The following is a 17,411-nucleotide window of genomic DNA, read 5'->3' on the forward strand; positions in this document are numbered from 1 at the left end:
GATCACCGGATCACCTCGTAGGCTGCGGTGTCGAATCGGCTGGTGCGCTGCCGGTATTCGAAGCTCCAGTTCGGGTAGAGACCGGCATTGAGCCCGTCCGGCGTCTGGTAGTAGCTCTGGCATCCGCCCGTGAGCCATACCGTCGACGAACTGCGGCGAGCCATCTCCGCGACGAAATCGGCCTGCGCTGCCGGTCGCACCTCGATCCGGCGCGTTCCGCGGGAGCGCGCGTCGCGCAAGGCGTCGACGATGTAGGCGATCTGGGATTCGATCATGTAGATCGCGGACTGGTTACCGGCGGCGCCGAACGGACCGAGCGTGCAGAAGAAATTGGGGAACCCGGACAGCGCGACACCGAGATAGCTCTGCGGTCGTTCCCGATAGAGCTGCGCCAGCGTTCGCCCGTCGCGCCCGACGTAGCGCTCGTAGGCGGTCGGGATCGAGGTGAAACCGGTTCCGAAGATGAGGGTATCCACCGCGTGCTCACTGCCGTCGCGCAGCAGAATCGAGTGCGGCCGGATCTCGGCGATCGGCTGGGTGACCACGTCGACGTTCGGCTGGTCGAGTGCCGGTAGGTAGGTGTCGGAGAAGATCGCTCGTTTGCAGCCGATGACGTAGTCGGGGGTGAGCTTCTTGCGCAGCTCTCGGTCGCGGACCTGCCGCAGCAATTGCAGTCGGCCCAGCGCTTCGTACGGGTGCCGGAAGCGCTGATCGACCAGCGAGATGAGCCCGAAGGTCTCGATCGCCGCGTAGAACCCGCCGCGAATGGCGCGCTGCGCCAGCGGGATACGGCGCAGCAGCCGTCGCTCGAGTTCGAGGGTGCGGCGATCCATGCGCGGGACGATCCAGGGGGCCGATCGCTGGAACAGCAGCAGCTGGGCCACCTTCGGCTGGATCTCCGGCACGAACTGCACCGCCGAGGCGCCGGTGCCGATGACCGCGACCCGCTCGCCGGTGAGATCGTGATCGTGGTTCCAGTGCAGCGAATGGAAGGACGTACCCGCGAAGGAGTCGATGCCGGGCAGCCGGGGATACTTCGCCTCCGCGAAGAGCCCGGTGGCCGAGAGCAGGAAGTCCGCGGTCAGCGTGCCGCGCGAGGTCTCGATCCGCCAGAGCGAACCTTGCTCGTCCCACCGGGCGTCGAGCAGTTCGCAGCCGAACCGGATGTGGCGGACGACATCGCGCTCGATGGCCACCGAGCGGATGTAGTCCAGGATTTCCGGCTGCCGTCCATAGGTGCGCGACCACTCCGGATTGGGCGCGAAGGAGTAGCTGTAGAGGTGGGACGGCACGTCGCAGGCACAACCGGGATAGGTGTTGGCCCGCCAGGTGCCGCCGAGGTCGTCGGCGCGTTCGAGGACCACCAGGTCGTCGAATCCGGCCTCGCGGAGTTTGATCGCCAGGCCGATGCCGCCCAGCCCCGCGCCGACGATCGCGATGGGGGTGTGCTCGATCGGATCGGAGGTCACTGGCGCTTCCTTCCGTGCAGGACCGCGATGAGCAGGTCGACGATCGTGTCCACGCGGTGGTCGCGCCGGAACGAGGTGAGCGGCAACGGGGACGGGAAACGCTGGCGCGTGGTGGCTTTGGCGTAGGTGAATTCCTCGAGCCCGTCCGGCCCGTGCACGCGGCCGAATCCGGAGGCGCCGACGCCGCCGAGCGGCAGCGCGGGAATGGTGGCGTGCGCGACGAACGCGTTGATGGAAATGCCGCCCGCCCGGATGCGGTCGGCGATGTCGCGCCCGTTGCGGCGGGCGAACACGGTGCCGCCCAGCCCGTAGGCGCAGCGGTTGACCAACTCGACGGCCTGGTCCATGTCCCTGACCTTGGTGACCGTCAGCGTGGGACCGAAGGTCTCCTCCGTCACCGCGGACGCGTCCTCGGGGACGTCGACGAGGATGGTCGGCTGGACGAACTGACGATCGATGGCATCCGGGCCGCCGAGCACCGCCCGGGCGCCGCGTGCGACGGCGTCCTCGATGTGGCGGCGAATGATCGCTAGTTGCTTCGGCATCGTGATGGGGCCGATCTTCGAATCCGCCCTACCGGCGTCGATCTGTCCCGCCGCCGCCACCAGTTCGGCGAGGAAGTCGTCGTAGACGTCGGCGTGGACGTAGACGCGCTCCACGGCCAGACAGGTCTGCCCCGCGTTGGAAAACCCGCCCCACACCGCCGCGTCGGCGGCGGCGGAGAGGTCGGCATCGGCGTCGACGATCAACGCGTCCTTGCCGCCGCACTCCATCAGCACCGGCGTGAGGTTCTCCGCGCACGCCGCGAGGACGAGTTTGCCGGTGGCCGTGGATCCGGTGAACCCGATTTTGCCGACGCCGCTGCGGCACAGAGCGTTTCCGGTGTCGCCGAGCCCGGTGATCACTTGCAGCACCGGCTCGGCGGGCATGGTGCGTGCGAACGCCTCCGCGAGCCACAGCCCGACGCCTGGGGTGTACTCGCTGGGTTTGAACACCACCGCGTTCCCGGCGGCCAGCGCGAAGGAGATGGAGCCGAGCGGAGTGAAGACCGGGTAGTTCCACGGTCCGATCACGCCGACCACGCCGAGGGGAAGGTATTCGACCGTGGCCGCGTGGTTGAGCGTCAGCATGCTCGACGGCACGGAGCGACGGCCGAGCACCTTCTCGGCGTTGCGGGCCGCCCACCGCAAGTGTTCGAGGGCCATCGCGATCTCCAGTTTGGCGTCGGAGACCGGCTTGCCCATTTCCCGGTGGATGATCTGGGCCAGTTCGTCACGGCCGGTGGCGATCTGGGCGCGCCAGGCGTCCAGATGCCGAGCGCGTCCGGCGAAGCCGAGATCGTGCCACCAGGTCGCGGCCTCGTGGGCGGCGGCGACGGCGGTGTCCACGGCATGGCGGTCGTGGACCGGGTAGGTTCCGACCACCTCGCCGGTGGCCGGATCGTGCACGTCGAAGGTCGACGCGACCGACGGTGCGTGATTGTCGGTGGAGACGCTCATCGGGTCGTCTCCCTCGATCGGCAACGCATAGACAACGCTGTCCCTTTCGTATGACGGTCTCAGAGGTCGACCACGAGGTGTTCGCCCGCGGCGCGGGAGACGCAGACCAGCATCTGGTTCTCGCGTTCGGCCGCGGTGAGCACGCGATCACGGTGGTCGACGGCGCCGGAGACGACCGCGACTTTGCAGGTGCCGCAGAATCCCTGCCGGCAGGAGTAAGGGGTGTCCGGCAGTGCGCGATGAATCGCGGTGAGCGCCGTTTCGTCGGCCGCGACCCGGACGGTGGTCGCAGTGCGCGCCAGAGTGAGGTCGAATTCCGCGCCGTCGACGACCGGCAGCGCGGAGAACCGTTCGGTGTGCAGCGAGGCCGTCGGGTTGAGTTCGAACAGGCACCGCCGCGCCGCATCGAGCATCGGCGGCGGCCCGCACACGTACACCGCCGCACCGGGTTCTGCGCGCGCCAGCAGTGCGGCGACATGCGGAGGGCCGAATTCGTCGTCCGGCCTGACGTCGGCGCCGGGCAGGTCGGCCAGGAACGGCATGGTCTCGCGTGAGCGGCCGACGTATACCAGGCGTCCACGCGCGCCCGCCGCCTCGACCATCGGCATGATCGTGGTGATGCCGATGCCACCGGCCAGGAACAGATACGACGTCGCCTCGACGAAGGTGAACGCGTTGCGCGGCCCGCGAATGCGCAGACGGTCGCCGACTCGCAGCGAATGGTGGATCTCCCGCGATCCGCCGCCCCCGTCGGGAATGAGCCGCACCGCGATGCGATACCGGAACCGGTCGCTCGGGTCGCCGCACAGCGAGTACTGGCGCTGCCGTCCCGAGGGCAAGAAGACATCCACGTGCGCGCCCGGCCGCCAGGTGGGCAGCGGACTGCCATCGGCCGCGCGCAGTGTCAGACTCACCACGTCGGCGGCTTCGCGTCCGATCCCGGCGATCGTGACGTCCGTATAGAAGCCCGTGCGGCGCACCGTGTTCGGGCGGGACAGGAATGCGGCGGTGCGTCCGGTGACGAACACCTTCCGATAGATGTCCATGACATCGCCGATCAGGCGCAGTCCCCCGGGCACCGAGCGCTCGGCCAGGGTGGGTGATCCGTTCATCGGTGCGCCGCCCGCGCGGCAGGCGAGTGCGCCAGATAGCGCAGGGCCTTGTCCATCGGACCCAGCTGGGACGGATGGAAACCCGGCCGCAGGTACCGCGGCATCTCGGTGACGAAGACCGTCCACTTCGGGATGACGCCACGCCGGGTCGCGCTCCAGAACTGCAGGCCCCAGAACCGGCCCTTCTGCGGCGACGGATCCTTCCGGTAGAGATAGGCGGTGGAGACGATGAACAGCGGAAGCAACGTCGCGCTGGCCAGGATCGCCGTGCGGGCTTTCCGTGCGTAGCTGCCGTCGATATGCATGAAAGCGTCGTAGACGACGCTGCGGTGCTCCACCTCTTCGGCGCCGTGCCACCGGACCAGGTCCAGCATCGCCGGATGCATGCCCTTCTCCTCGAGGATGTCCGCGTTGAGCAGCCATTCCCCGAGCACCGCTGTGTAGTGCTCCATGCCCGCGAACAGACCCAGCCGTTCCTTGAGCCACTCCTCTCGCGCCCGGCCGGTCAAGCCGTGGTCACCGAGGATGCGATCGACCAGCCAGGCGACTTTGCCGACGTAGGAATCGACGTCCAACCCGATCGATCGCAGGTGGGCGCGCGCGGCTTCATGACTGTTCGCGTGCATGGTCTCCTGCCCGATGAACCCCGTCACCTCCTCCCGCAATCGTTCGTCATCGATGTGTGGCAGGGCTTCGGCCAGTGCCTGCGCCATGGCTCGTTCCCCTTCGGGCAGCACCAGGTGCATCACATTGACGATGTGGGTGGCCAAGGCCTCGCCCGGCACGTAGTGCATGGGCACGGAGTCGAAATCGAAATGGACGTCGCGCGCATGGATGGCATGCGCTTCGTCGCGATACCGGCGCTGCGTCGCGCCTGCCTGCTCAGCCATGACCCGACCGTACAGAACAACAAATCGCATTGCAATGTTGCAGCAACAACTCGGGCTGAATGTTGCAGGATGGATCCGTTTTGCTAGCGTTGGCCCATGCCCACCGCGTCGAAGGCCACTGCGAGCAGCGAGAACGTCGCCGGTACCCTCGTCACCCGGATCCTGGACGCGGCTCTGGTCCTCTTCGAGCAGGTCGGCGTCAAGAAGACGACGATCGAGGAAGTGGCGCGGAAGGCGGGCGTGGACCGGGTGACGGTCTATCGCCATGTCGGTGGCCGCGACGACTTGGTGCAAGCCGTGATCAGTCGAGAGGTGGCCGCGGTGCTCGCCGAGATCACCCAGATCGCCGACCGGCACGACGAGCTCGGCGATCTCGTCGCCGACATCTTCGTCACCGTGATCACCCGCTGGCGCACGAATCCGCTCGTCGACCGCATGCTGGCGCTGGAACCGGCGCGCGTTGTCCTGAAACTCACCGTCGATGGCGCGGGCCCGTTCGCGATGTCCGTCCACGCGACGGTCACCGCGCTCGAGCGCGCTGTCGAACGGGGAATCCTGCCGCCCGCAACGGATCTGACCACTCGTGCGGAAATCGTGTGCCGGATCGTCCACTCGCTGATCCTCGCGCCGCACGGGCTCACCGAACTCCGGACCGACGGGCAACTCGACGATTTCGCGCGCACATACCTGGTGCCGGTGGTGGCCGGACCGAACGTCGCGCCCCGCTGACACCGGACGCGCCGGGCCGGTCGCTCCGTGGAATGCCGCGTGCGGATGTCCATCGGACGAACGCTCAGTTGTACCGCGGCAACCGCTGTCGATTTCGTCCGGTGTTCCGCGAAAAACGCTGCGCCGGAATTCGTTCAGAAGACGCCTTCGTCCACTTGGCGATCCCGGATGTGCCGTTGACCAGCGCCACGTCGAATCCGTCGCGTTCGGCGAAACGGTCCTCGGCACCTCCCCGCGCTCTCGTTGCGACGGGACGATCGGCCGTACCTGCGACAAGGCCCGGCAAATAGCGGAGAGTGTGCTATTTGGCGGGCGATCGATCGCGAACGACCGTGTGGTGAACGGGGGACCGCGACCGTCAGCGGATCGTCGAACATCGTCCCGTTGATCATGTGATGCGCGGTGTTTCACTGTGGCTCCGTACTTCTGGCCTACACCGTCCAGCGGTCAGCCACTCGGAAGTGTTTCCATCCAGAAGCCTTCAGCCAACGAAGAGATGAGGTAGCTGCATGTTGACTGTGTGACGATGAAGGAGGAGGGGTGGCGATCTCGATGACCTACAAGGTGGCTGTCGTCGGAGCGGGTTTCGGCGGCATCGGGATGGGAGTCGGGTTGCGGCGAGCCGGGATCACGGATTTCGTGATCTTCGAGCGGGACGGCGACGTCGGCGGGGTTTGGCGAGACAACACCTATCCGGGCTGCTCCTGTGATGTGCCGTCCCACTTGTATTCGTTCTCGTTCGCGCCCTACCGAAGTCGGCGCATCCGATATCCGCGCCAGGCGGAGATCCTGGAGTATCTGCGCGGGGTCGCCGCCGACCACGGTTTGGTTCCGCATCTGCGATTGGGCACCGCGATCAGGGAAGCCAGCTATCTGGAAACCGAGGGCGGGTGGGAACTGACCACCTCCGACGGGCGGCGTGTGGTCGCCGAGGTGGTGATCTTCGCCGTGGGCCAGCTGCACCGGCCGAGCATTCCCGATCTCGCGGGCCGGGCGGATTTCGCCGGACCGTCGTTCCATTCCGCGCGCTGGGACCACGACCAGGACCTGCACGGCAGGGACGTGGCGGTGATCGGCACCGGCTCCAGCGCGGCACAGATGTTGCCGACCCTGGCGACGAGAGCCCGGCGGGTCCGCATCTTCCAGCGCACGCCGCACTGGGTACTGCCCAAACCACCCGCCGACTTCGGGCCGCTCGCTCGAACGGCGCTGCGGCTGCCCGGCGCTCACCATCTCTATCGCCGAGTCCTGTACTACGGCTCCGATGCCGTGCTCGCGCCGATCATGCGCCGAGGTTGGTCGGCGCGGCCCGCCGAATGGGCTGCCCGGCGGTACCTGCGCAGCCGGATCGCGGACCCGCGGCTGCGGGCGAAACTCACCCCCGACTATCCGATCGGGGGCAAGCGCATCATCTTCGACAGCCACTATTATTCGGCCTTGGCCCGCGAGAACGTCGAGCTGATCACCGACCCGATCGCCCGGATCACCCGCGATGGAGTGCGCACGGCCGATGGTGCACACCATCCCGCGGATGTGATCATCTACGCCACCGGGTTCCGTGCTCCGGAGTTCCTGGTCCCGATCACCGTGCGTGGACGCGGGGGCGTGCTGCTGCACGACCAGTGGCGTTCCGGAGCGACCGCGCTACTGGGCATGGCGGTTCCCGGCTATCCGAATGCCTTCCTGATCGCCGGGCCGAACAGTTTCAACCCCGCGGGCAGCAATCCGGGAATGAAGGAGTGTCAGGTGGACTACATCGTTCGTTGCCTGCACTGGCGTGATCGGATCGGCGCGTCCGCCATCGAGGTCAGGGAAACCGCGATGCGGGCACATCAGCAGTGGCTCGAGCAAGCGGTCACCAAGACGGTGTGGCCCGCGATGGGACCGAACTGCTGGTACAAACACGACAGCGGGCGCGTCACCAACCCGTGGCCCGCCTCGGCGCGTGCCTTCGATCGCGCCTTACGGCGACCGCCGTCCGAATCGTTCCGTGCGGTTCCCCCCGATCCGGCGAACCCGGCAGATCCGGCCGCATCGGAACCGGCCGCCGGAATCCACTCCGAGTGACAATGCCCGGCCGAGCCGTATTTCGTTGCTACTCGGATGTTTCCGCTCGCTGGGCCGGATTCGCACCCGAGATCGGTTCATAGAGGGCGATGTGCCAGGCGGAGCCGGGCGTCGGCCGTATCACGGCGCGGCGTTCGTGCGGTCCGATGGCCGGCTGCGCGGCTTCGAAACCTCCGGCGCGCAGCCGGTTCAACGCGGCATCCAGGTCGTCCACCTTGATCGCGAGGAACGGGCTGTCGTCCTCGCGGTCGGTGCCCGCGAGCATCACGCGGACGCCATCGCTGTCGAACTGGGCCCAGCGGTCGCCGTCGACGACGGTGGGTTCGGTAGCGAGGACGGCGGCGAGCAGTGCCACCGTGGCGGGCAGGTCGTCGGTGGGGTAGGCGGGGCCGATCCGTTGGATCGTCATGGGTGGGTCCTAACAGTGCGTGGTGCGGGCTCGTTCAGGAACGCCGCTCGGCGTGGGCGGCGCGAACGACCTCGTAGGTGGCGGTGTTGGCCCGGATCGCCTCGGGCAGGTCGTCGGCCATGCTCAGGAAGCCGTGGAACATGCCGTCGCAGCGGTGGATCGCCGCCGGGACACCGGCTCGCCGCAGCCGCTGCCCGTAGTCCTCGCCCTCGTCGCGCAGCGGATCGAACTCCGCGGTGACGATGTGTGCGGGCGGGAGCCCGGCCAGGTCGGCGGTGAGTGGGTTGGCGTACGGATCGGCGCCGTCGTGCGAGCCCAGGTACTGACGCCAATACCAGCGCAGGTGGGCGGCGGTGGTGAAATAGCCGTCGGCGTTGTCGCGGTAGGACGCCGTGGCGCAGGCCGGATCGAGCATGGGATACAGCAGCAGTTGCCGGGCGATCTCGGGGCCGCCTCGATCGCGTGCCATCAACGTGGTCACCGCGGCGAGGTTGCCGCCCGCGCTGTCCCCGGCCACGACGAGGCAGGCGGGATCGCCGCCCAGCGATTCGGCGTGGTCGGCGACCCAGCGCAGCGCCGCGTACGCGTCCTCGGCCGCCGCGGGGAACCGGTGCTCGGGCGCCTGCCGGTAGTCCACCGACACCACGATCGCCTCCGCCCCGACGGCCATGGCCCGGCAGAACCGGTCATGGCTGTCGAGGCTGCAGATCACGAATCCGCCGCCGTGGCAGAACATCACGATCGGAGGCGGCTGCACCGCCGCGGCGGGACGATAGACGCGGACGCGGATCTCGGGTGCGCCCGGCGGGCCGGGAATCAGTCGATCCCACACCTCGGCGACGGGAATCGGATCGATGACCGGCGCGGGACGGGCGGCGAGCAGCCGCCGGGCCTCGGCGGCGTCGAGCACTTCGGTGCCCAATTTCGGGAACGCGGCGCCCGCGGCCTCGACGATCGCCCGCGCCTGTGGTGTCAGCGGCATCGCGGCTCGCCCCTTTCGCTACTGCTCGAGGTCCGGTGGCAGGAACTTGCCCGCCGCCAGGCCGCCGTCGATCGTCACCTCGGCGCCGGTGATGTAGGCCGAGGCGTCGGAAGCAAGGAACGCGACCAGTTCGGCGACCTCCTCCGGCGCGCCGGTGCGTTGCAGCGGCAGGGACGGGAAGCTGCCGGGGCCGGTGGTCAGATACGGGACCATCGGGGTCGCGATCGGGCCAGGATGCACCGAGTTGACCCGGATTCCGGCCGGGCCCAGTTCGAGCGCGGCGGTCTTGGTCAGCCCGCGCAGGCCCCATTTCGAGGAGCCGTAGGCGGAGTGACCCATCAGCCCCTCGAGGCCCGCCTGCGAGGAGATGTTGACGATCGAGCCGCCGCCCGCCCGCGTCATCGGCCCGATCGCCGCCTGGATGCCGCGGAACGGACCGACCAGATTCACCCGCAGGATCCGCTCCAACTCCTCCGGCGCGGTGTCGCTCAGCGGCTTCGCGGTGTAGATGGCGGCGTTGTTCACCAGGACGTCCAGCGTGCCGAACGCCGAAACCGCCGTGCCGACGGCGGCCTCCCAGTCGTCACCGCTGCCGACGTCGTGCCGGACGAAACGTGCGGCGGCGCCCAACGATTCGGCCAGTTGCGCGCCTTCGGCTTCCAGCACGTCGGTGATCACCACCAGGGCGCCGCGCTCCACGAACAGCCGCGCCTCGGCGGCGCCCTGTCCTCGGGCGGCGCCGGTGATCAGGGCGACCTTCCCACTCAGGTCAACCATGTCGAACTCCTCGTTGTCTTGCGGGGTCAGCTGTTGCGGAAGTGGGGGATGACCTTCTCGCCCCAATGCCGGATGGTCTCCAGGCAGGCCTCCTGCGGCACGGTGCCCATCTGGATGAGGCAGAGGATCTCGTCGGCGCCCGCCGCCTGCAGACGCTCGACGTAGGCGATGGCGTCCTCGGGGCTGCCGTAGGCGTGCTCGACGTTGAAGACCGAGGTGGCGCCGGTCTTCACGGGAATCTTGGCCTCGTGCAGGTAGGCCACGTGGTCGTCGGCGGCCTGCTTGATGGCGGCGACTTCGTCCGCGTTCGGGTCCACGGCCTCGTCGGGAGCCGGACCCGCGCCGTAGTAGTGCTTGATGGACTGGGCGAAGAAGCGCTGTCCGCGGGCGCCGATCTGCTGGGCCTTCTCCCGGTCGTCGAGGACGATGGTGGGGCACAGCGCCGCGAAATGATCGTTCACGACGGTCGAGACGAAACGCTCACCGGTGCGCGCGGCGATCGCCTCGTCATAGGTGCGCCGCAGTTCGGCGATCTCCTCCACGCCCGCGAAACCCAGCACGAGCGCGCCGATTCCGTAGTCGGCGGCCATTTTCAGCGTGTCCTTCTTGGTGCACGCCATGAACAGCGGCGGATGCGGCAGCTGCTCCGGCCGCGGCAGCAGCGAATGCGGCGAGACCTGCAAGAGTTCGCCGTTGTACTCGAATTCGGCCTCGGGATCCTGCCATGCCTTGCCGATCATGCGCAGCGACTCCTCGACCTCCTGGTAGGTGCGCTCGGGGTCGACACCGCACATGGAGGTCTCCACCGGCGTCGCGCCGCGGCCCGCGCCGAGGTTGAGCCGGCCGCCGGACAGCACGTCGAGCATCGCGGCGCGTTCGGCCGCCCGCACGGGGTGGTTGAAGTTGAACGGCATGCACACCACGCCGTGCCCGATCCGGATCCGTTCGGTCTTGGCGGCCACCCAGGTCAGGAAGACCTCAGGGGCGCTCATGTGCGCGTACCACTTCAAGCCGTGGTGCTCGACCGCCCAGACGGTGTCGAATCCCATCTCGTCGGCGAGTACCGCCTGCTCGACACAGTCGCGCAGCACCTGGTGCTCGTGCTCACGCGAGGGGTTGGCCATCTGGGCCTCGAAGATCATCGAGAACTTCATCCGGTCTCCTTCTCGACGCCCGATCGGGCGTTTCCGGTTTCGTCGGGGTGATTCGTCCCGCTGCGGGACAGTCGGAAGCTGTATGCCTAATCGAAATATGACCGCTGGAATTTCTCAGGTCAGGAGCTAGTCCCGGTGGCCGGGACCGTCCGGTGCCGTGCCCCCGGTGGGCGACCTAGCGTCGGTGCGCAAGGGACGGTCAGAGAGGACGGAAATCGGTGGGACAACTCGACGGCAAGGTGGCGCTGGTCACCGGCGGGGCGCGCGGGATGGGCGCCGAGCACGTACGGCAGTTCGTGGCCGAGGGCGCGCGGGTGGTGTTCGGTGACGTGCTCGATCACGAGGGAACGGCGCTGGCCGCGGAACTGGGTGACGCCGCGCGGTACGTGCACCACGATGTGACCAGCGAGGCCGATTGGTCCGCCGCGGTGTCGGAGGCGGTCGGCCACTACGGGCGGCTGGACGCGGTGGTGAACAACGCGGGCATCCTGCGGTTCGTCCCGATCGCCGAAATGGCTCTGGCGGATTTCACCGCGATCATGTCGGTCAACGTGACCGGCACCTGGCTGGGCATCAAGACCGCCGCACCGGCGCTGGCCGAGACCGGCGGCGGCGCGGTCGTGAACGTCTCCTCGGTGGAGGGGTTCGTCGGCGCCGCGGGCCTGTCCGCCTACAGCGCGAGCAAGTTCGCGATCCGCGGCATCACCAAGTCGGCCGCCCGCGAGCTCGGCCACCTGGGTATCCGGGTCAACTCGCTGCACCCGGGCGGCATCGCCACGCCCATGACCGCGGCGGTGTCCGGTGCGTCCGGAGTCGACGGCGACGGCTTCTTCGCGAGCCTGCCGATCCCGCGCTGGGGGCAGCCCGTCGAGGTCTCCCATGTGGCGGTGTTCCTGGCCTCGGACGCGGCGAGTTATTGCACCGGAGGCGAATTCGTGGTCGACGGCGGCATGCTCACCGGCTGCGGCTACTGACGGGAAGCGACGCGATGACTCAGGAATTCGAATTCGACGTGGTGGTCGTCGGTTCCGGCGCCGCGGGCATGACCGCCGCCCTGACGGCCGCCTACCGTGGACTTTCGGTGACGCTGATCGAGAAAGGCCGAGCGTTCGGCGGCTCCACGGCACGGTCCGGCGGCGGCATCTGGATCCCGAACAACCCGGTACTCCAGAGCGAAGGCGTGCCCGACAGCCCGGAACTTGCCCGCACCTATCTCGCGGCCGTGGTGGGCGATCGGGTACCGGAGGTCAGGCAGCGGGCGTTTCTCGAGCGCGGACCGGAGATGATGCGCTACCTCGGCGCTCGCAGCAAATATTGGGAATTCGTCTACGACCGTGGCTATTCCGACTACCACCCCGAGTTCCCCGGTGGTCTCGCCCAGGGACGCAGCATCGAGCCGGCCCCGCTGGACGGACGGCTGCTCGGCGGCGACCTGCACAAGATCAACCAGCCGACCATGTCCGGTCCCAAGGGCATCGCCTTCACCGTCAGCGACTTTCACGATCTGAACATGATCGCCCGCACCTGGGCCGGGAAGCGCACCGCGATCAAGGTCGGTATCCAAGCGGTGGGGAACAAGCTGCGCGGACGGCTGCCGCTGAGCCTGGGCAAGGCCCTCGCGGCCCGGCTGTGGCTGTCGCTGCGCGACGCAGGGGTGCCGGTGTGGCTGAACACGCCGCTGACCGAACTGATCACCGAGGGCAACGCGGTGGTCGGCGTACGCGCCGAACGCGACGGGACGCCGGTGGTGATCAAGGCGCGCCGCGGCGTGGTGCTGGCGGCGGGCGGCTTCGAGCACAACCTGGAGATGCGTCGGCAGTACATGAGCGGCCCCCAGTCCACCGAATGGACGGTGGGCGCCACCGAGAACGTCGGTGAGGGCATCGTCGCGGGCCAGAAGGCCGGCGGCGCGGTCGATCTCATGGACGACGCCTGGTGGGGACCGTCCGTGCGCAATCCCGACGGGCCGCCGTTCTTCTGCCTCGCCGAGCGCTCCCAGCCCGGCGGCATCATGGTGAACCACGCGGGCGAGCGGTTCGTCAACGAATCGGCCCCCTACGTCGACGTCGTGCACAAGATGTACGAGCAGGAAGCGGCGGGCGTCGGGCACATCCCGGCGTACTTCATCATGGACCAGCGGTTCCGGGACCGGTACCTGTTCCTGGGCAACTTCCCGAAGCGTCCGCTTCCGCAGAAGTACCTGGATGCCGGGATCATCCAGCAGGCAGACACTTTGGCCGAGCTCGCGGCGAAGATCGGCGTGCCGCCCGCGGCGCTCACCGCGACGGTGGAGCGCTTCAACGGTTTCGCCCGTGCCGGTCGCGACGAGGACTTCCGCCGTGGCGATTCCGCGTACGACCGCTACTACGGCGATCCGACCGTGCGCCCGAACCCGTGTCTGGCGCCGCTCGAGCAGGGGCCCTTCTACGCCGTCGAGATGGTGCCGGGAGATCTGGGCACCAAGGGAGGTCTGGTCACCGACGAGCACGCGCGCGTCCTCGACAGCGACGACCAGCCGATACCCGGCCTGTACGCGGCCGGGAACAACTCGGCCTCGGTGATGGGCAACGACTACGCCGGCGCGGGCGCGACCATCGGTCCCGCGATGGTGTTCGGCTACATCGCGGCGGGCCACATCGCGGGCACCCGGTCGGAAACGACCGCGCAGCGGGCACAGACATCGGAAGGAGCGCGTTGATGGGACGCGTCGACGGCAAGAACGTCATCGTGACCGGCGGCGCCCGGGGAATGGGTGCGGCTTTCGCACGGCGGCTGGTCGCCGACGGCGCCAGCGTGGTGATCGGCGACGTGCTGGTGGACGATGGGGTGGCACTGGCCGCCGAGCTGGGCGACGCGGCGACCTTCCTCCCGCTCGACGTCACCGACGAGTCGGCGTGGAACGACGCGGTCGCCTACGCCGAGAAGGTCTTCGGGCCGGTCTCGGGCCTGGTCAACAACGCGGGCATCGTCCACGTCGATCCGATCGAGAAGCTGTCGGAAGCCGATTTCCGCAAGGTGATCGACGTCAACCAGGTCGGGGTGTTCCTCGGCATGAAGGCGGTGCTGGGGTCGATGCGCCGGGCCGGAGGCGGCTCCATCGTCAATATCTCCTCGATCGGCGGCATCATCGCCTTCTCCAACATCCTCGGCTACACCGCGTCCAAATGGGCCGTGCGCGGCATGACCAAGACCGCCGCCCAGGAGTTCGCCGCCGACGACATTCGCGTCAACTCGGTGCACCCCGGTGTCGTGGTCACCGAGATGACCGCGGATTCGACACGCTCGCAGGGCATGTCGGGCAATCAGCCGATCCGCAGGGCCGGCCGTCCCGAGGAACTGGCGAACCTGGTGCTGTTCCTGATCAGCGACGAGTCGAGCTTCAGCACCGGCTCGGAATTCGTGGCGGACGGCGGCTACACGTGCCTGTGAGGACCACCGGCAGAGCAAACCGGCGGGCCGACCGCCGAGCGAGACAAGGAAATCGACCGTGAAGAATTTCGAGGGCAGGACCGCGGTGATCACCGGCGCGGGCGCGGGCATCGGCCGGGCGTTGGCGGTCGAACTCGCCCGCCGCGGTGCACGGCTGGCGCTGTCGGGCCGCAACGTGGAGAACGTCGCCGAGACCGCGGCGCTGTGTGCCAAGGAAGGCGCGCAAGCGCGCGCGTACAAGCTCGACGTGACCGACCGGGCGGCGGTGTACCGCCACGCCGACGAGGTGGCCGAGGACTTCGGCGGGATCAATCTGGTGGTCAACAACGCCGGAGTCTCGCTGACCGCGAACGTGGAAGAACTCGGCTGGGCCGACTTCGAATGGATCGTCGGCATCAACTTCTGGGGCGTCGCCTACGGCACGAAGGCGTTCCTGCCTCATGTCATCGCCTCCGGTGACGGCCATATCGCGAACGTGTCGAGCATGTTCGGCCTGGCCGCCTGCCCCAGCCAGGGCGCCTACAGTGCGACGAAATTCGCCATTCGCGCCTTCACCGACGCGCTGCGGCAGGAGATGAACATCGCCGGGCACGCGGTGGGCGTCAGCAGCGTGCATCCGGGCATGATCAAGACCGAGATCGCCTGGAAGGCGCGGGCGGGCGGCGATCGCGATCGCGACGCGCTGGCCGCCAACTTCGACCGCCTGGCCAAGACCACCCCGGAGCACGCCGCGCGGGTCATCGTGAACGGTATCCGCAAGAACAAGGCGAAGATCTTGATCGGCGCGGATGCCCACGTCATCGATTGGCTGCCAAGGCTTTTCGGATCCGGATACCAAAAGATCCTCACCGCGCAGATGAAGAACGAGGTCGCCTGACACGCGGCGCGCAGATCCTGTGGGCGGCAGGTGCGTGTCAGCAGCCGGACGCGTTCTCGCTGATCACCCACTGCACAAGGTGGTCCTACCGAACCGGGTCCTTCACGACCTGGCCGGGTAGGACCGCCTTGCTCGTTTCCGGCGCTTCGACAAGAAGGACGGCCCATGCTGAGGGGATGGCAATGGAGCGGGTTCGAGACGGTGGCGCTCCAAGAGGCGATGCAGCGGTCTCCTGACCCATATAGCTATCCTGCCGCGTGGGGGATGGTGCAACGGTGGATTGGGGTCACCTATAGGTTCGCCGGCGGCCTGGGAGGCGATTACCGGGGTAGAGGCCGGGAATGCTCAGGGCTGGGCACCCTGCGAACGCAGGACCCGTTTGAGGACCTTGCCTGCAGCGTTTCGAGGTAGTGCCGCTACGACCTCGATGCGACGCGGGGCCTTGTAACCGGCGATACGGGTCCGGGCCCAGGCGAGGATCTCTGTCGGGTCGATTTCGACGGGGCCGTCGGGGACGACGAAAGCGTGGCCGACTTCACCGAGACGAGCGTCGGGGACACCGACTACTGCGGCTTCGGCGATCTCGGGATGGTCGAGGAGGATTCGCTCGATCTCGGCGGGGTGGACGTTGAACCCGCCCACGATGAACATGTCCGCGCGGCGGTCGGCGATGCGCAGGTAGCCGTTGGTGTCGAGGGTGCCGATATCGCCGGTGTGCAACCAGCCGCCGGAATCGATGGCCGCTGTTGTCGCTGCGGGGTCGTCGAGGTAGCCGTGCATCACGTTGGGACCGGAAATCACGATCTCGCCGGGCTCACCCGCCCGCACCCGTCGCCCGGAATCGTCCACAACCCGAATCAGCGTGCCGGGCAGCGCTTTTCCTACGGTGTGCGCCAGGAGGTGCGCCGGTGCATCGGGTGCGCAGATCGTGGCGACGCCGGTCGACTCGGTCAGTCCGTAACCGGTGAAGATGTTCTCGGCACCCAGTTCACAGCGGATCCGCTCCACCAATTCGGTCGGCACGCTCGAACCACCCGTGCCCGCCAGCCGCAGGGAACTCAGATCGTGGGCGGAGCGTCGGTGCGTGAGCAGGTCGTGGAAGAGGGTCGGTGGGCCGGTCAGCACGGTGATCCGCTCGCGCTCGATGGCGCTGAACACACGCTGCGGATCGAATCGGTCCACCGGCACCATGGTGGCGCCGCGTAACAGGCACGCGATGATCCCGGCCTTGTAGCCGAAGGTGTGGGAGAACGGGTTCACCAGCAGATACCTGTCGTCGCCGGAGAGAGTGACCGCATCGGCCCAACGGCTGAACGCCTCGATCGTCTGCCGGTGGGTGGACGGCACGCCTTTCGGCACTCCCGTGGTGCCGGAGGTGAACAGGATGTCGGAGACCGACTCCGGGTCCACGGACGCGATCCGCGCGTCGGCGTCCGCGACGGGAACTTCGGCGCCGAGTGTGAGAAATCGGGACCACGAGAGTTCCGCGGCGGTGTCGTCGAGCACGACGGTGGTGTGCAACTCCGGCAGCGCGCACCCCGACTCCCGCAGCATCTCCGGGTAGTCGGTGCCGAGGAATCCGGCCACGGTGAGCACCATGCGGCACCGGCCGCGAGCGAGGATGTCGGCCGCCTCGCGACCGCGCAGCCGAGTACTGATCGGGACGAGCGTCGCGCCCGCACCGAGCACGCCGAGCGTGGCGGTCACCCATCGCGCGGTGTTGGGCGCCCAGATCGCCACCCGATCGCCGGGCCGCACCGATCGTGCCAGCAACGCCCGTGTGACCCGCCGCGCCGCGACGGCGAGTTCGGCGTAGGTGAGCTGACCCTCCGGCGCCACCACCGCGATCCGCGCGCCGTGCCGCCGTGCCCGGTCGGCCAGTACCGCCGGAATGGTCGCGAGCCCACCGGTCGCCGCGCGCCGTCGATCCATGCCGCGATCGTGCCGCACCAGCCGTTCGCTGCGGACCGATCGTCGCCGAACATCCCGCTGACCGGGAATTCTCTCCCGGTCAGGA

The 17,411-nt window shown here is 68.3% G+C and carries 15 protein-coding genes; 6 read left to right on the forward strand and 9 right to left on the reverse strand.

The features are described from left to right. Positions 1 to 2: 2 nt before the first annotated feature. The 4 genes from ABZ824_RS25885 to ABZ824_RS25900 all read right to left on the reverse strand — a co-directional run bounded on the left by ABZ824_RS25885 (position 3) and on the right by ABZ824_RS25900 (position 4,970). Positions 3 to 1,469: an NAD(P)/FAD-dependent oxidoreductase gene (locus ABZ824_RS25885; protein ID WP_356965819.1), complete on the reverse strand. Its 1,467-nt coding sequence runs from the start codon at positions 1,467 to 1,469 to the stop codon at positions 3 to 5. Beyond that, complete coding sequence (locus ABZ824_RS25890) at positions 1,466 to 2,968, reverse strand: aldehyde dehydrogenase family protein (protein WP_356965821.1); 1,503 nt, start codon at positions 2,966 to 2,968, stop codon at positions 1,466 to 1,468. The genes ABZ824_RS25885 and ABZ824_RS25890 overlap by 4 nt, the downstream gene beginning before the upstream one ends. Before the next feature lie 59 nt (positions 2,969 to 3,027). After that, positions 3,028 to 4,014 (reverse strand): PDR/VanB family oxidoreductase, encoded by a 987-nt coding sequence (locus tag ABZ824_RS25895; protein WP_356965954.1) that lies wholly within the window; start codon positions 4,012 to 4,014, stop codon positions 3,028 to 3,030. Positions 4,015 to 4,076: 62 nt separating this feature from the next. Further along, a complete protein-coding gene (locus ABZ824_RS25900) occupies positions 4,077 to 4,970 on the reverse strand; it encodes a metal-dependent hydrolase (RefSeq protein WP_356965823.1) in 894 nt (297 codons plus the stop codon). A gap of 96 nt (positions 4,971 to 5,066) precedes the next feature. Between ABZ824_RS25900 and ABZ824_RS25905 the strand changes: the two genes are divergently transcribed. Then, positions 5,067 to 5,699: a TetR/AcrR family transcriptional regulator gene (locus ABZ824_RS25905; RefSeq protein WP_356965825.1), complete on the forward strand. Its 633-nt coding sequence runs from the start codon at positions 5,067 to 5,069 to the stop codon at positions 5,697 to 5,699. 540 nt (positions 5,700 to 6,239) lie between these two features. Further along, positions 6,240 to 7,766, forward strand: a complete 1,527-nt coding sequence (locus tag ABZ824_RS25910) for an NAD(P)/FAD-dependent oxidoreductase (RefSeq protein WP_356965827.1) — start codon at positions 6,240 to 6,242, stop codon at positions 7,764 to 7,766. Between the two features lie 28 nt (positions 7,767 to 7,794). Here ABZ824_RS25910 and ABZ824_RS25915 read toward each other — a convergent pair whose 3' ends face one another. The 4 genes from ABZ824_RS25915 to ABZ824_RS25930 are packed head-to-tail and all read right to left on the reverse strand — an operon-like array spanning position 7,795 to position 11,088. Further along, entirely contained in the window at positions 7,795 to 8,175 is a 381-nt protein-coding gene (locus ABZ824_RS25915) for a hypothetical protein (protein WP_356965829.1), read from the reverse strand. Positions 8,176 to 8,209: 34 nt separating this feature from the next. After that, positions 8,210 to 9,157, reverse strand: a complete 948-nt coding sequence (locus tag ABZ824_RS25920) for an alpha/beta hydrolase (RefSeq protein WP_356965831.1) — start codon at positions 9,155 to 9,157, stop codon at positions 8,210 to 8,212. 18 nt (positions 9,158 to 9,175) lie between these two features. After that, on the reverse strand, positions 9,176 to 9,934 hold the full coding sequence (locus ABZ824_RS25925) for a glucose 1-dehydrogenase (RefSeq protein WP_356965833.1): 759 nt from the start codon (positions 9,932 to 9,934) through the stop codon (positions 9,176 to 9,178). A gap of 26 nt (positions 9,935 to 9,960) precedes the next feature. Further along, on the reverse strand, positions 9,961 to 11,088 hold the full coding sequence (locus ABZ824_RS25930; RefSeq protein WP_355075421.1) for an LLM class flavin-dependent oxidoreductase: 1,128 nt from the start codon (positions 11,086 to 11,088) through the stop codon (positions 9,961 to 9,963). A 218-nt stretch (positions 11,089 to 11,306) separates the two neighbouring features. On the opposite strand from ABZ824_RS25930, the gene ABZ824_RS25935 reads away from it, so the two are divergent. The 4 genes from ABZ824_RS25935 to ABZ824_RS25950 are packed head-to-tail and all read left to right on the forward strand — an operon-like array spanning position 11,307 to position 15,394. After that, positions 11,307 to 12,062 carry a glucose 1-dehydrogenase gene (locus ABZ824_RS25935; RefSeq protein WP_356965835.1) on the forward strand — a complete coding sequence of 252 codons (756 nt, stop codon included), beginning with the start codon at positions 11,307 to 11,309 and terminating at the stop codon, positions 12,060 to 12,062. 14 nt (positions 12,063 to 12,076) lie between these two features. Then, positions 12,077 to 13,786, forward strand: coding sequence for a 3-oxosteroid 1-dehydrogenase (gene kstD, locus ABZ824_RS25940; RefSeq protein ID WP_356965837.1), 1,710 nt, complete (start codon positions 12,077 to 12,079; stop codon positions 13,784 to 13,786). Beyond that, complete coding sequence (locus ABZ824_RS25945) at positions 13,786 to 14,517, forward strand: glucose 1-dehydrogenase (RefSeq protein WP_356965839.1); 732 nt, start codon at positions 13,786 to 13,788, stop codon at positions 14,515 to 14,517. Before kstD ends, ABZ824_RS25945 begins: the two co-directional genes overlap by 1 nt. Positions 14,518 to 14,575: 58 nt before the next feature. Then, positions 14,576 to 15,394, forward strand: a complete 819-nt coding sequence (locus ABZ824_RS25950; protein ID WP_356965841.1) for an SDR family NAD(P)-dependent oxidoreductase — start codon at positions 14,576 to 14,578, stop codon at positions 15,392 to 15,394. A 345-nt stretch (positions 15,395 to 15,739) separates the two neighbouring features. On the opposite strand, the gene ABZ824_RS25955 is transcribed toward ABZ824_RS25950, so the two are convergent. Further along, the gene (locus ABZ824_RS25955) at positions 15,740 to 17,326 is read right to left on the reverse strand and encodes a FadD3 family acyl-CoA ligase (RefSeq protein WP_356965843.1); all 1,587 of its coding nucleotides are present in this window, start codon (positions 17,324 to 17,326) and stop codon (positions 15,740 to 15,742) included. Positions 17,327 to 17,411 lie beyond the last annotated feature (85 nt).

The sequence above is a fragment of the Nocardia sp. NPDC047038 genome, assembly GCF_040644075.1.
Lineage (GTDB): Bacteria > Actinomycetota > Actinomycetes > Mycobacteriales > Mycobacteriaceae > Nocardia > Nocardia sichangensis.

Excerpts from the sequence above, each read along its gene's own strand:
- ABZ824_RS25925 (WP_356965833.1), bottom strand. The coding sequence starts at position 9,934 with ATGGTTGACCTGAGTGGGAAGGTCGCCCTGATCACCGGCGCCGCCCGA.
- ABZ824_RS25945 (WP_356965839.1), top strand. The coding sequence starts at position 13,786 with ATGGGACGCGTCGACGGCAAGAACGTCATCGTGACCGGCGGCGCCCGG.
- ABZ824_RS25920 (WP_356965831.1), bottom strand. The coding sequence starts at position 9,157 with ATGCCGCTGACACCACAGGCGCGGGCGATCGTCGAGGCCGCGGGCGCC.
- ABZ824_RS25915 (WP_356965829.1), bottom strand. The coding sequence starts at position 8,175 with ATGACGATCCAACGGATCGGCCCCGCCTACCCCACCGACGACCTGCCC.
- ABZ824_RS25900 (WP_356965823.1), bottom strand. The coding sequence starts at position 4,970 with ATGGCTGAGCAGGCAGGCGCGACGCAGCGCCGGTATCGCGACGAAGCG.
- ABZ824_RS25930 (WP_355075421.1), bottom strand. The coding sequence starts at position 11,088 with ATGAAGTTCTCGATGATCTTCGAGGCCCAGATGGCCAACCCCTCGCGT.
- ABZ824_RS25955 (WP_356965843.1), bottom strand. The coding sequence starts at position 17,326 with ATGGATCGACGGCGCGCGGCGACCGGTGGGCTCGCGACCATTCCGGCG.
- ABZ824_RS25905 (WP_356965825.1), top strand. The coding sequence starts at position 5,067 with ATGCCCACCGCGTCGAAGGCCACTGCGAGCAGCGAGAACGTCGCCGGT.
- kstD (WP_356965837.1), top strand. The coding sequence starts at position 12,077 with ATGACTCAGGAATTCGAATTCGACGTGGTGGTCGTCGGTTCCGGCGCC.
- ABZ824_RS25895 (WP_356965954.1), bottom strand. The coding sequence starts at position 4,014 with ATGGACATCTATCGGAAGGTGTTCGTCACCGGACGCACCGCCGCATTC.
- ABZ824_RS25890 (WP_356965821.1), bottom strand. The coding sequence starts at position 2,968 with ATGAGCGTCTCCACCGACAATCACGCACCGTCGGTCGCGTCGACCTTC.